11 protein-coding genes and 1 pseudogene are annotated in these 14,115 nt (G+C 62.0%); 5 read left to right on the plus strand and 7 right to left on the minus strand.

Going from position 1 to position 14,115, the window contains the following annotated elements; genetic code table 11:
• The 4 genes and pseudogenes from BN1134_RS06495 to BN1134_RS06510 all read left to right on the plus strand — a co-directional run.
• Nucleotides 1-1,476, plus strand: a 1,476-nt coding sequence (locus BN1134_RS06495) for a beta-N-acetylhexosaminidase (protein WP_042046076.1), incomplete at its 5' end; no start/stop codon positions are given.
• A 155-nt stretch (nucleotides 1,477-1,631) separates the two neighbouring features.
• Nucleotides 1,632-3,179 (plus strand): methyl-accepting chemotaxis protein, encoded by a 1,548-nt coding sequence (locus BN1134_RS06500; RefSeq protein WP_042046077.1) that lies wholly within the window; start codon nucleotides 1,632-1,634, stop codon nucleotides 3,177-3,179.
• 121 nt (nucleotides 3,180-3,300) lie between these two features.
• Nucleotides 3,301-4,853, plus strand: a pseudogene (locus BN1134_RS06505) (methyl-accepting chemotaxis protein).
• Nucleotides 4,854-4,908: 55 nt separating this feature from the next.
• Entirely contained in the window at nucleotides 4,909-5,238 is a 330-nt protein-coding gene (locus BN1134_RS06510; RefSeq protein WP_042046078.1) for an MGMT family protein, read from the plus strand.
• Here the strand turns inward: BN1134_RS06510 and BN1134_RS06515 are convergent.
• Complete coding sequence (locus BN1134_RS06515) at nucleotides 5,235-5,681, minus strand: methyltransferase family protein (RefSeq protein ID WP_042046079.1); 447 nt, start codon at nucleotides 5,679-5,681, stop codon at nucleotides 5,235-5,237. The two genes, BN1134_RS06510 and BN1134_RS06515, sit on opposite strands and share 4 nt — an antisense overlap.
• 141 nt (nucleotides 5,682-5,822) lie before the next feature.
• Between BN1134_RS06515 and alr the strand changes: the two genes are divergently transcribed.
• Complete coding sequence (gene alr / locus BN1134_RS06520) at nucleotides 5,823-7,049, plus strand: alanine racemase (RefSeq protein ID WP_042046081.1); 1,227 nt, start codon at nucleotides 5,823-5,825, stop codon at nucleotides 7,047-7,049.
• Between the two features lie 33 nt (nucleotides 7,050-7,082).
• Here the strand turns inward: alr and BN1134_RS06525 are convergent, their stop codons facing one another.
• The 6 genes from BN1134_RS06525 to BN1134_RS06550 form a co-directional block, all read right to left on the minus strand.
• A complete protein-coding gene (locus BN1134_RS06525) occupies nucleotides 7,083-8,042 on the minus strand; it encodes a TerC family protein (protein ID WP_042046083.1) in 960 nt (319 codons plus the stop codon).
• 287 nt (nucleotides 8,043-8,329) lie between these two features.
• The gene (gene oppF, locus BN1134_RS06530) at nucleotides 8,330-9,325 is read right to left on the minus strand and encodes a murein tripeptide/oligopeptide ABC transporter ATP binding protein OppF (protein ID WP_042046084.1); all 996 of its coding nucleotides are present in this window, start codon (nucleotides 9,323-9,325) and stop codon (nucleotides 8,330-8,332) included.
• Entirely contained in the window at nucleotides 9,322-10,302 is a 981-nt protein-coding gene (gene oppD, locus BN1134_RS06535; RefSeq protein ID WP_042046085.1) for an ABC transporter ATP-binding protein, read from the minus strand. Before oppD ends, oppF begins: the two co-directional genes overlap by 4 nt.
• Nucleotides 10,303-10,311: 9 nt before the next feature.
• Nucleotides 10,312-11,220: an oligopeptide ABC transporter permease OppC gene (gene oppC, locus BN1134_RS06540; protein WP_042046087.1), complete on the minus strand. Its 909-nt coding sequence runs from the start codon at nucleotides 11,218-11,220 to the stop codon at nucleotides 10,312-10,314.
• 11 nt (nucleotides 11,221-11,231) lie between these two features.
• Nucleotides 11,232-12,152, minus strand: a complete 921-nt coding sequence (oppB, locus tag BN1134_RS06545) for an oligopeptide ABC transporter permease OppB (protein WP_042046088.1) — start codon at nucleotides 12,150-12,152, stop codon at nucleotides 11,232-11,234.
• A gap of 86 nt (nucleotides 12,153-12,238) precedes the next feature.
• The gene (locus BN1134_RS06550) at nucleotides 12,239-13,852 is read right to left on the minus strand and encodes an ABC transporter substrate-binding protein (RefSeq protein ID WP_042046090.1); all 1,614 of its coding nucleotides are present in this window, start codon (nucleotides 13,850-13,852) and stop codon (nucleotides 12,239-12,241) included.
• Nucleotides 13,853-14,115 lie beyond the last annotated feature (263 nt).

Here is a 14,115-nt window from a genome sequence, read left to right on the forward strand (position 1 = left end):
GAGGCGGGGCTGGTGCCACAACCGGCGCGGTTACACCGGTTGGACGGCGAGTTTCGCCTGCCGGAGCAGGCCCATGTCTGTGCCCCCGCGCTGATCGAGGATCTGCTGGCCCACTTCAACCGGTTGACCGGCCTCTCCTTGCAGCAAGATCACGATGCCCTGCTGCGCCTGGAGCTGGCCCCCCTGCCGCAGGGGGCGTACCGCCTCACCATCGCCCCGAGCGGAATTCGCATCGAAGCCGGCGGCCGTCCTGGCTGGCGTCATGGCCTGATGAGCCTGGCCCAGTGGGTGCTGCAACACGGCGAGTCGCTGCCCTGTATCGCAGTGGAAGATGCCCCGCGCTTTGGCTTTCGTGGCGTCTTTCTCGACTGCGCCCGCCACTTCCACCCGGTCACCACCATCAAACGCCTGCTGGAGCAGATGGCGCTTTACAAGTTCAACCACTTCCACTGGCACCTGACCGATGACGAGGGGTGGCGCCTTGAGATCAAGGCCTTCCCCGCCCTCACCGAGACCGGGGCGTGGCGCGGGCATGGCCTGCCTGTCACGCCGCAACTGAGCGGCGGCGCCGCCCCCTATGGCGGCAACTACAGCCAGAGCGAGGTGCGCGATATCGTGGCCCACGCGGCGGCGCTCGGCATCACGGTGATCCCGGAGATCGACATCCCCGGCCACTGCCATGCGGCGATCCAGGCCCTGCCCGAGCTGCTGGTCGAGCCAGCTGATACCTCCCGCTACCGCTCGGTGCAGTTCTTCGAGGACAACGTACTCAACCCCGCCCTGCCCGGCACCTACACCTTTTTGGAGCGCGTGCTGGACGAGGTGTGTGCGCTGTTTCCCGGCCCGCTCATCCACTTAGGTGGCGACGAGGTGCCGCAAGGCGTGTGGCAGGAGAGCCCCGCCTGCCAGGCGCTGATGCGCCAGCACGGCTATCGGGACGCCAAAGAGCTGCAAGGCCATCTGCTGCGCCACTGCCAGCGCTACCTGGCCGGCAAGGGAAAGCAGATGATCGGCTGGGAGGAGATCCGGCATGGGGACAAGGTGAGCCAGGAGGCCGTCGTGTGCGCATGGACCCGACTGGAGGCCGGGCTTGAAGCGGCGGCAGCGGGGCATCCCGTGGTGATGGCGCCGGCCCAGCACCTCTACCTCGATCTGGCCTGGAGCCGCGACCCCGATGAACCCGGTCTCTACTGGGCCGGCACGCTGGATCTCGCCCAGGTCTATCGCTGCGAACCTGCGCCCGCCGATTTCCCGGCCAAAGAGCAGATTCTCGGCGTGCTGAGCCCGCTCTGGGGCGAGCAGATCACCTCCCGCGAGCGGCTCGACTACATGCTCTTTCCGCGGCTGCTGGCGACGGCAGAGGTGGCCTGGAGCCACCCCGAACACAAGTCATGGGAAGGGTTTTGCGCCCGGTTGCCGGGCCAGTTGCAGATCCTCGGCAAGCTGGGGGTTCGATATCGCCCTCCCAGGCAGTGAATCAAGCAGTGAATGCTGTCATTACAGTTCGGCGACCAGACGGTCGCCTTTTTTATACACAAAAAACCAAATGACAACATTGTGATTACAGTCGAGGTTAATATTTTTAGTTACTGACACAATCTACCTCGTTCGTATTAATTTACAGCGTAGCCATGACAACTTCTAACGAGTCTCCCATTGATGAAGAAGTGATATTTCCTGCCAGCCAACAGCTGGTCTCGACGACCGATCTCGTGGGAACCATCACTTATGCCAATGAGGCGTCCTGCCATATCGCCGGTTATCACCGCGACGAGCTGGTGGGCCGCCCCCACAATCTGGTGCGCCACCCGGACATGCCCAAGGCCGCCTTCGCCGATCTCTGGCTGCACCTCAAGGCGGGACAGGCGTGGCGCGGGGTGGTGAAAAACCGCTGCAAAGATGGCCGTTACTACTGGGTCGATGCCTACGTCACCCCCATTTATGAGCAAGGCAAGATCTGTGGTTACCAGTCGGTGCGCTGCAAGCCGGACGATGCCCTCAAGGCGCGGGCGGCGGCCATCTATCGTCAGCTGCGGGCCGCCGAGCGGGGCAAAGCCCCTCCCTCACTGGCCCGGCTGCGCCGCCCACTGGTGCTGCCCGCCATACTGATCGCGTTGCTCTCTGGCATCGCCATCCATGGGCTTGCCATACTGCCGGCGCTGCTGCTCCCCTTGCTGCTGCTCGGTGGGCTCTGTTACCCCGAGCTCATCACCACCCCACGCTTCCTGCAGCGACTGACCCGTCGCTACGACAGCCTCTCACGCGTGGTCTATGCCGGCACGGCCCCCCACGCCATCGCCGAATTCCACCAGCAACTGCTACAGGCACGGATCAATACCATTCTTGGCCGGGTCGATGACACGACGCTGGGACTGCACCAGATGGCCAATCAGCTGGATCAGGCCAGCGCCGATGCCAATCACGCCATGCAACGTCAAGATGAGCAGACCCACCAGATTGCCGATGCCATGCAGCGCTTTGGCGAGGCGACCGGCTCAGCCAGCGAGCATATCCGTGGCTGTGTACAGCAGATTGATGAGGTGCGCGGTCGCAGCGAACAGGCCGATCACCACCTTGAGCAGACCCGGGATGCGGTCAACAGCCTCGGTGAGCAGGCGCAGCAGGCCTTTGCCACCGCCAAGGCCCTGAGCGAAGAGTCCCGCCGCATCGATGACATCATGGTGGAGATCCGCGGGATCGCCGATCAGACCAACCTGCTGGCCCTCAACGCCGCCATCGAGTCGGCCAGGGCCGGCGAGCACGGACGCGGTTTTGCCGTCGTCGCCGGCGAGGTGCGCAACCTGTCGAGCCGCACCCAGGAGGCCACCGGCCAGATCCAGCAACGCATCGCCGGCATCCAGCAGACGCTCCAGCAATGGCAGGGCATGATGCAGCAGAACCTGCAGCAGACCCGCCACTGTAGCGAGCTGACCGAGCGAGGCAGTGCCGAGGTGCAGCAGATCTTGGGCGCCATGAACCACTTGCAGCGCAATGCCGCAGAGATAGCCGGCACCATGAATGAACAGGAAGTGGTTATCGAGCAGATCTGCCAGTCACTGCAACAGGTGGCCCGCCACGCCGAGGACAACAGCGAAAGGCTCCTACAGGTCAGCAATACCAGCCACGAGTTGCAACAGAAGGCCGCGCAGCTGGCCGGTCTTGGCCACACCTTCGGTTAATAAGATTGTTTTATCTATCAGTAGGAGTGCATCTACACTGGTGTATGTGCCGCATGGGTCGGTTGTCGCGTGTGCGCACCACAACAATATCACGGACGGGATAACAATCAGGGAGCGCCTCATGGTTCAGAATACCTCTGCACTGCTCGATCAGGAGATCGATTTTGCTGACGACGAGCAACTGGTCTCCACCACAGATATGCGCGGTATCATCACCTACGCCAACGATCACTTCTGCCGGGTTGCCGGCTACAGTCGGGAAGAGCTCATCGGTCGCCCTCATAACATGGTGCGCCATCCCGACATGCCCAAGGCCGCCTTTGCCGATCTCTGGCAACACCTCAAGGCCGGTCAGGCTTGGCGGGGCTGGTGAAAAACCGCTGCAAGGATGGCCGCTATTACTGGGTCGATGCCTACGTCACCCCCATCTATGAACAGGGCAAGATGTGTGGCTACCAGTCGGTGCGCTGCCGCACCGACAGTCGTACCAAGGAGATTGCCAGCCGCCTCTATGCCGATCTGCGCAAGCATGAACGCCACTCCACCAAGAGCCGGCGGCTGTTGCCGCTGCTGCGGCCGTGGGCCATCACTGGTCTGCTGCTGCTAGCCCTCGCTGTGCTGCTCTGGCAGGCCGGGCCACTGGGCGCGCTATGGGTGATGTTGCCGCTGCTGGCGGTAGCGGCCCTCACCTACCGCCAACTCTTTCAGACCTCGCGTTTTCTGGGTCAATTGCAGGGCGAGTATGACAGCGTCAGCCGGCTCATCTATTCGGGGGATGCCCCGCACAGCATTGCCGACTTCCACATCAAGCTGTGGCAGGCTCGGATCCGCACCGTGCTTGGTCGGGTCGATGATGCCACCCTTTCCCTCAAGACATTGGCCAACGATCTGAGCCACTCATCGACCATGGCCAGCCGGGATATCGCCACTCAGGACATGCAGATCCAGCAAGTCGCCACGGCCGTGACCCAGATGGCATCGGCTGCCACCGAGATCACCCGCAATATCGAAGAGACCAGCCAGCAGATCAGCGAGGCGCGCCACCACTGCCTGCAAACCGACTCCCAACTGACCGAGGCTGGCAGCGAGATGGATAACTTGGCCAAACAGGCCCAGCAGGCATTCCAGTCAGCGGTCGAGCTGGCCAACGAGTCTGAACGCATTGGCAACATCATGAGTGAAATCCAAGGGATTGCCGATCAGACCAACCTGCTGGCCCTCAACGCCGCGATTGAGGCCGCTCGCGCCGGCGAACAGGGGCGTGGTTTTGCCGTGGTGGCCGACGAGGTGCGCAGCCTATCGACCCGCACCCACAAGGCCACCGAGCAGATCCAGGGGAGTATCGGCCACATCCAGCACACCCTCGGCCAGTGGAAGGAGATGATGCATCACAATCTGGATCAGACCCGCTCCTGCCTGGAGACCACCCGGGCCGGCTCGGAGAACCTGCATCAGGTGCTCGAAGAGATCGACAAGATCACCGAGTTCTCCACCCAGATCTCGTCGGCCACTCACGAGCAGCAGGCGGTGATCGAGGAGATCAGCCGCAACGTGAACCAGATCTCGGCCCTCTCCCACGACAACAGCATCAAGATCGACGGCGTCAGCGCCAGCAGTGAGAGCCTGCTGGTCAAGGCCAATCAGCTCAAGGAGCTCAGCCGCACCTTCGGCTGACCCTTGCGAGCCCACCTTGCCACACGCACAATGGGGCCTCACACAGTGAGGCCCCATGACTTCTCAGGAACGCATCGAAACCCTGCTTGCCCTCGTCCCGCCTGGCCGGGTGGTCACCTATGGTCAGGTGGCCGATCTTGCCGGCCTGCCGGGCCGTGCCCGACTGGTCGGCCGGGTGCTAAAGACTACCAGCAAGAGCCTGCCCTGGCACAGGGTGCTCGGCGCTAACGGCAAGATCTCGCTGCCCGCTGGCTCCAGAGGCCATACAGAGCAGGTAGGGCGATTACAAGAGGAGGGGGTGCCGGTCATCGGCGGGCGGGTGCGGCTGCGTGAATGGCAGTGGCAACCCAATCTAGCCGAGCTGCTGTTTCTGCTGCCCTTCTAGCACCAGCGCCGCACCTGCTGGCAATAGCGCTCATAATCAGCCCCGAAACGCCGCCCGAGCGCCTGCTCCTCACGCGGGATCTGCAATCTATCCATCCAGAGCCAGAACAGCATCGCCCCCCACCAGCCACCGCCCAGCCATAGCGCCCACAGCAGCAGAAGCAACAAGACCCCCAGATACATAGGATTGCGGCTGTAGCGATAGACACCACTGATGACCAGTGCGCTGGAGCGATCGGGGCGGCGCGGGTTCACCGTGGTCCCGGCGTGACGAAATCCCAGCAGGGCACCGACCCCCAAGAGGGCAGCCAGCCCCCACAGCAGCGCCGCGAGCAGCCAGCTCCCCCTCCCCCACTCCCCCCCTTCGAGAGGGAGCCCCCACTGCATCAACCAGGCGCACAGCAGGGCCACCAAGGGAGGAGGAAGCAGTGACATTTTCATCATTATCCCGCCATCCATTCAACATGCATGTTAATCGTTTTCCTGTTTTGTTTTAAGCAGTTAGACTGACCGAGGCCTCGCTTGCGACTCAGCATTATGTCCGGCGCTGGCCACAGACTCAACGACACCATGACAGGGAATATCATGAGCAAGAAGACGTTACTCGCCACCCTCATCATCGGCCTGCTGTCAGGCCAGGCTTATGCCGCCCCCTACCTGCCGCAGGCCAACGATCATCGCAACGGCCAGGAGTTCGCTGCCGCCAACGCCTGGCTCGAAGTGAATGTGACCACCTTCGAGCGCAACATCCAGACCCTCAAGGAGCGCCTCGGCGAAAAAGGCCCGCAGATCTGCGCCATCATGAAGGCCGACGCCTACGGCCATGGCATCGATCTGCTGATCCCCTCCGTGGTCAAAGCCGGCATCCCCTGCATCGGCATCGCCAGCAATGAAGAGGCCCGCGTCGCCCGTGAGAAGGGGTTCGAGGGGCGTCTGATGCGGGTTCGCGCCGCCAGCCCGCAAGAGGTGGAAGCGGCCCTGCCCTACAAGATGGAGGAGCTGGTCGGCAGCCTGGAGAGCGCCCGGCTGATGGCGGAAATTGCGCAGCGCCACCATACCACCATTGCCTATCATCTGGGCCTCAACTCCGCCGGCATGAGCCGCAATGGCCTGGATTTGCGCCAGGATAATGCCAAGCAGGACGCCCTCGACCTGCTCAAACTCAAAGGGCTGCAAGTGGTCGGTATCATGACCCACTTCCCGGTCGAGGAGAAAGAGGACGTCAAACAAGGCTTTGCCCAGTTCCAGCTCGACACCCAGTGGCTCATCGCCGCCGGCAAGCTCGATCGCAGCAAGCTGACCCTGCACTGCGCCAACTCCTTCACCACCCTGGAGGTGCCGCAGGCGCATCTGGACATGGTGCGGCCGGGCGGCATCCTCTATGGCGACACCATCCCCTCCTACACCGAGTACCAGAAGGTGATGACCTTCAAGACCCGGGTCGCCTCGGTCAACCACTATCCGCAAGGAAACACGGTGGGCTATGACCGCACCTACACCCTCAAGCGCGACTCCCTGCTCGCCAACCTACCGCTCGGCTACTCCGACGGCTACCGCCGAGCGCTCAGCAACAAGGCTTATGTGCTGGTGGGGGGGCAGAAGGCGCCTGTGGTCGGCAAGACCTCGATGAACACCATCATGGTGGACGTGACCGACATCAAGGGGGTCAAGCCGGGGGACGAAGTGGTGCTGTTTGGCCGCCAGGGTAACGCCGAGGTGAAGCAGGCGGATCTGGAGGAGTACAACGGCGCCCTGCTGGCCGACATGTACACCATCTGGGGCTACACCAATCCGCGTATCATCACGCGCTGATACAACAAGGGCTCCCGCGGGAGCCCTTCTCGTTTATTCGCTGGCCTTGGCCGGCTTACCGCCACGGGTCAGCCACAGGCTCAGCCCCATGGAGGCCACCAGGATGAGAGCCACCACGCCAAGCGCAATCCCGGTCGGGATCTTGAACAGATCCAACAGCAGCATCTTGACCCCGATAAACATCAGGATCAGCGCCAGCCCGTATTTGAGCAGGGCAAAGCGCTCCGCCACCCCGGCCAGCAGGAAGTACATGGCACGCAGCCCCATGATGGCGAAGATGTTGGAGGTGAGCACGATGAAGGGATCGGTGGTCACCGCGAAGATGGCCGGTATGCTGTCCACCGCGAAGATGAGATCGCTCACCTCCACCAGCACCAGAATGAGCAGCAGCGGCGTGGCATAGCGCACCCCGTCGCGCCAGACGAAGAAGCGCTCCCCCTCCAGGGTCTCGGTCACCTTGAAGCGGCGGCGCATCCAGCCGAGCAGGGCGTTGTTCTCAAGATCCGGCTCCTTGTCGGCCGCCCACAGCATCTTGGCGCCGGTCAGCAGCAGGAAGGCGCCGAAGAAATAGAGGATCCAGTGGAACTGCTCGATGAGCCAGCTGCCGGCGAACACCATGCCGGCGCGCATCACGATGGCGCCCAGCACACCGTAGAGCAGCACCCGGCGCTGTAACTCGGCCGGAATGGCGAAGTAGCCAAACAGCATCAACCAGACGAAGACGTTATCGACCGCCAGCGCCTTCTCGATGAGGTAGCCGGTGAGAAACTCCAACCCCTTCTGATTGGCCAGCTCACGCCCGGCACTGTGATCGAGCCAGAGCCAGATGGCCAGGTTGAACAAGAGCGCCACGCTCACCCAGACCAGCGACCAGATGCCCGCCTCTTTGAGCGATACCTTGTGCGCCTTGCCACCACCGACAAAGCGCAAGTCAATCCATAACAGGGCCAGCACTATGCTGAAAAACCCGGCCCACATCCACCATTCACCCATTTTTCACTTCTCCAAAAACGACAAAACCCACGACCGAGAGGCGTGGGTTTGCGTTTGGAGCAGAGTCACCTTGCCTCTCGGCAAGGTCTCACTTACAGCTGACGGTTAATCAACTGCCCGGCTGCCGGGTGCACTGTAGGACATGGATGCACCGTAATGACGACAAACCGGCGAGAAGTTACTCCCCTTGTGTGGCGCACAATAGCAGGGAGCTGGGTGGCCGCCAAGCGCGAAATGCAGCAGAAATGAAAAAGGGAGGCCAGGCCTCCCTTGGTGACAACACAGATTCAAAGCGGATCGACCTTGAGGCAGGAGACCGCGTGCGTAAAGTCCCCCTCCAGCATGGGGCGGGTCTTAGCGCACTCTGGCCCCGCCTCGGGGCAACGGGTGCGAAACACGCAGCCCGAGGGCGGGTTCATCGGCGAGGGGAGATCCCCCTCCAGGATCTGGATGACCTTGCTGCGCTCCCGCGCCGGATCAGGCACCGGCACCGCCGACATCAGCGCCTTGGTGTAAGGGTGCAGCGGGTTGGCGTAGATCTCCTTGCCCTCCCCCAGCTCCACCGCGTTGCCCAGGTACATCACCAGCACCCGATCCGAGATGTGTTTGACCACCGACAGATCGTGGGCGATGAAGATGAGCGACAGCCCCATCTCCCTTTGCAAGGACTTGAGCAGGTTCACCACCTGGGCCTGGATTGAAACATCAAGCGCCGACACCGGCTCGTCGCAGATGATCATCTTGGGCTCGAGGATCAGCGCCCGGGCGATGCCGATGCGCTGGCACTGGCCGCCGGAAAACTCGTGGGGATAGCGGTTCACCAAGTTCGGCAGCAGCCCCACCTTGCTCATCATGGCGCGCACCTTCTCCTTCACCTCCTCCCTGGAGAGCTTGGGATAGAAGGTGATGAGGGGCTCGGCGATGATGTCGCCTATGGTCATGCGCGGGTTGAGCGAGGCCAGCGGGTCCTGGAAGATCATCTGGATCTCTTTACGCTTCTCGCGCAGCGCCTTCTGCTCGAGCTGGGTCAGATCCTGCCCCAGCCACACCACCTTGCCGTCGGTGGCCGGCACCAGACCGATGATGGCGCGGGCGAAGGTGGACTTGCCGCAACCGGATTCGCCCACCACACCGAGGGTCTCCCCCTCATAGAGGCGCAGGCTCACCCCATCCACCGCCTTGAGGGTGCCGGGCTTGGCCCACGGCCACCCCTTCTCCTGCTTGATGGCGAAATGCACCTTGAGATCGCTCACCTCAAGCAGCAACTTCTTCTCGACCGTCATACCGCCTCCTTGCCGATGACCTCAGACACCCAGTGGCAGGCGCGCTGGCGCCCATCGCCAAACGGCGTCAGCCGTGGGGACTCGCTGCGACAGATGTCGCTCACCCGGTGGCAGCGCTCCTGGAAGGGGCAGCCGGCGGGCAGGCGCAGCAGGTTGGGCGGGTTGCCCGGTATGGTCGGCAGCTCAGCGCCCTGGCTGTCGAGGCGGGGAATGGCCTTGAGCAGCCCCTCGGTGTAGGGGTGGCTCGGGCGATAGAAGATGTCATCCACTCGGCCGTACTCCATGGTTCGGCCGGCATACATCACCAGCACCTTGTCGCAGAGGCCGGCCACCACCCCGAGATCGTGGGTGATCATGATGATGGCGGTGTTGAACTCGTGCTTGAGCTCCCCCATCAGCGCCATGATCTGGGCCTGCACCGTCACATCGAGTGCCGTGGTCGGCTCATCGGCGATGAGCAGCTGCGGTCGGCACAGGAGGGCCATGGCGATCATCACCCGCTGGCGCATACCGCCGGAAAACTCGTGCGGATACATGCCCATGCGCCGGCGCGCCTCGGGGATCTTGACCGCGTCGAGCATGCGTACCGACTCCTCGAACGCCGCCGCCTTGGTCATCCCCTTGTGCAGCATCAGCACCTCCATCAGCTGATCCTTAACCTTCATGTAGGGGTTGAGCGAGGTCATGGGGTCCTGGAAGATCATGGCAATCTTCTCGGCGCGGATACGGTTGAGCTTGGATTCGGGCAGGTTGAGGATCTCTTCGCCCTGAAACTTGGCCGAGCCGGTGATGACGCCGTTCTTGGCCAGCAGCCCCATGATGGCAAAGGCGGTCTGTGACTTGCCGGAGCCGGATTCACCGACGATGCCGAGGGTCTCCCCCGCCGCCAGCGAGAAGTTAAGGTCGTTCACGGCCACCACGTTGCCGTCCGGGGTCTTGAACTCCACCCGCAGATCGTTCACATCAAGCAGTTTCATCGTCTCTCCTTAACGATCCTTCGGGTCGAGGGCGTCGCGCAGACCGTCCCCGAGGAAGTTGAAGCAAAACAGGGTCACCACCATGAAGCCGGCGGGGAACAGCAGCTGCCACGGGGCCACCTCCATCGCCTTGGAGCCCTCATCGAGCAGGGCTCCCCAGCTGGTCATCGGCTCCTGCACCCCGAGGCCGAGAAAGCTCAGGAAGGACTCGAACATGATCATGCCCGGCACCAGCAAGGTGGCGTAGACCGCCACGATGCCGAGCACGTTCGGCACGATATGGCGGGTGATGATCTTCCACTTGGAGACGCCGCAGACATGGGCCGCCTCGATGAACTCCTTGCTCTTGAGGCTCAAGGTCTGGCCGCGGACAATTCGCGCCATGTCGAGCCAGCTCACCGCCCCGATGGCGAGGAAGATGAGCGCCAGATTACGGCCGAAGAAGGTCACCAGCATGATGACGAAGAACATGAAGGGGAAGGCGTTGAGGATCTCCAGCACGCGCATCATCAGGCTGTCGACCCGTCCGCCGATGAAGCCCGAGGCGGCGCCGTAGAGGGTGCCGATAAGCACCGCCACCAGGGCTCCCAGTATGCCGACCATCAGCGAGATGCGCCCGCCAAGCAGGGTGCGCACGAACAGATCGCGCCCCAGGCTGTCGGTGCCGAACCAGTGGCCACTCTCCCGGTCGGGGCCGCTTTGCATGGCGCCCCAGTCCGGATCATCGAAGGTGTACTGGGACAGGTGCGGCCCCACTATCACCGCTAGGGTGATGAGGGTCAGGATAATGAGGCTGGTCAGGGCTGCCTTGTTACGCAAGAAGCGGCGCCGGGCATCCTGCCACAGTGAGCGCCCCTCCACCTCCAGCTGCTGTGCGAAGGCCGTCACCTCCGCCCGCTTTTGTGTGTTGACTACCATGTTGCGCCCCCTCAGTAACGGATCTTCGGGTCGATGAAGGCATAGAGGATATCGACCACGGCGTTGAAGGTGATGGTCAGGGCCCCGACCAGGATGGTCAGGCCGAGCACCATGGAGTAGTCACGGTTGAGCGCCCCGTTGACAAACAGCTGGCCGATCCCCGGTAGGCCGAAGATGGTCTCGATCACCACAGAGCCCGTGATGATGCCGACAAACGCCGGGCCAAGATAGGAGACCACCGGCAGCATGGCCGGACGCAGGGCGTGCCTTAAGATGATGTGGCGCAGCGGCAACCCCTTGGCGCGGGCGGTGCGGATGAAGTTGGCGTTCATGGTCTCGATCATGCTGCCGCGCATGATGCGGGAGATGGCTGAGATGTAATACATCATCATGCCAAGCACCGGCAGCACCATGAACTGGATGCCGCCGCCCTGCCAGCCACCGGCCGGCAGCCAGCCGAGGTGAATACTGAAAAAGAGCACCAGCAGGGGCGCCAGCACGAAGCCGGGGATCACCACCCCGGCCATGGCCGACGACATCAGCAGATAGTCGATGAGGGTGTTCTGCTTGAGCGCCGCTATGGTGCCGAAGGTCACCCCGAGCAGCACGGCCAGCACAAACGCCGTCGAGCCAATCTTGGCCGACACCGGCAACGCCTGGCTCACCAGATCGTTGACGGAGAAGTCCTTGTACTTGAACGAGGGGCCGAGATCCCCCTGCACCAGGTTGCCCAGGTAGGTGAGGTACTGCATCCCGATCGGCTTGTCGAGACCGTACTTGGCCTCGATGTTGGCCATCACCTCGGGGGGCAGGGAGCGCTCGCTGCTAAAAGGGTTGCCGGGGGCAAAGCGCATCATGAAAAACGAAACGGTGATCAGCACCAATAGGGTTGGAATGGCTTCCAACAGGCGCCGCAGAATAAATTTCAACATAGACAATACCAGTCCTGATTTGCTTCCAGAGGGTCGCGTTGTAATGGGGGCTCGCTGGCCCCCGGTTTGTTATGCGACGCGTGACATCAATGGGCGATGATGTACATGTCCTTGCTGTAGAGGTTATCCAGCGGGTTGGCCGGATAACCGCCCACATAGGGCTTGACCATGCGCGGGGTGACGTACTGGTAGATGGGGATGATCGGCATGTCCTTGGCGAGGATCGCCTCGGCCTGAACATAGAGCTGGTTGCGCGCCTCGGCATCCACCTGGTTGCGCGACTCGTTCATCAGCTTGTCGTAGTCGGCGTTGGAGTACTTGCCGTCGTTGTTGCCGTGGGTGGTCTGCATCAGATCCAGCATGGAGGAGGCCTCGTTATAGTCGGCGTTCCAGCCGGCACGGGCCACGTCAAACTGCCCCTGCTTCTTGGTCTCGAGGTAGGTCTTCCACTCCTGGTTCACCAGGCTCACCTGCACGCCGAGCTTCTTCCACATGGAGGCCACCGCCACCGCCACCTTCTTGTGGTTGTCATCGGTGTTGTAGAGCAGCTCGAACTTAAGCGGCTTGCCCGGGCCGAAACCGGCCTCGGTCAGCAGCGCTTTCGCCTTGGCGTCGCGCTCGGCCTGAGTCAGCTTGGACCAGGGCTGGGCCACCGGCTTGAACCCATCCACATAGTCGGGGGTCAGGCCATAGGCGGGCGTCTGCCCCTGCCCCATCACCTTGTCGGCGATGACGTCGCGATCGATGGCATAGGAGAGCGCGGTGCGCACCCGCACGTCATCGAACGGCTTGTGCTTGAAGTTGTAGTTGTAGTAGTAGGTGGAGACCAGACCGGTCACCTGCAGCTCGCTCGGGTAATCCTTCTTGAGCTGCTTGAAACGCTCGATCGGCGTGGTGTAGGTCAGGTCCACCTCACCGGCCAGATAGCGGCTCAGCTCGGCGTTGGTGGACTGGATCGGCAGGTAGGTCACCTGGTTGATGACGGTCTTGCCATCGTTCCAGTACTGCTTGTTGCGCTCGAGGGCGATCCGCTCGTTGACCACCCACGTCTTCAACACATAGGCGCCGTTGGAAACCATGTTACCGGGCTGGGTCCACTTGTCACCGAACTGCTCGATCGCCTTCTTCGGCACCGGATAGGTGGTGGTGTGAGAGAGCATGCTGACAAAATAGGGGATCGCCTTCTCCAGCTGCACCTCAAAGGTGTGATCGTCGCTCGCCTTCACCCCGAGGGTATCCACCGGCTGCTTGCCCGCGATGATGGCGGTGGCATTGACGATGGTGGGCATCTCCAGATACCAGGAGTAGGGAGACGCGGTCTTGGGATCGACGGCGCGCTGGAACGCATAGACAAAGTCGTGAGCGGTGACCGGCTCACCGTTGGACCACTTGGCGTCCTTGCGCAGGTGGAAGACGTAGTGCTTGTTATCCTTGGTCTCCCAGGACTCGGCCACCCCAGGCAACACCTCTCCCTTGGGGCCCGAGTTGACCAACCCCTCGAACAGATCGCGCAGGATATTAGATTCAGGCACGCCCTCCACCTTCTGTGGATCTAATGTGGCAGGCTCGGAGCCGTTGCCTTTGACCAGCACTTGCTCCGGCGCCAGCGTGGTGCCGGCAGGAACATCGGCGGCCTGAACCGAACCACCGAACAGGGCTGCAACCAACAGGGTATTTATCATCGTTTTATGGTGAGTCATTTCCATACTCCAACAAGAACATTCCATGCTTGTATCCATTTGCGAGCAGAGCGCCCCGCCCTCGCATAATTCACTGCACTATGGGCTAATGCAATACGCGGCACTGAGTTCAACGCTGGATCCCTGGCAAGATATTCAGCGAAAAACACAAAAGACGGGATTTTCTCAGGCAAAGGAGTTTGTTTTCTGAACAAACCGACCAATTCTAGAAAATCCGTCTGCGAAAGGAAACCAATAAAAAAGCCGGCTCAATGCCGGCTTTT

This window comes from Aeromonas simiae (assembly GCF_000820125.1).
GTDB lineage: Bacteria > Pseudomonadota > Gammaproteobacteria > Enterobacterales > Aeromonadaceae > Aeromonas > Aeromonas simiae.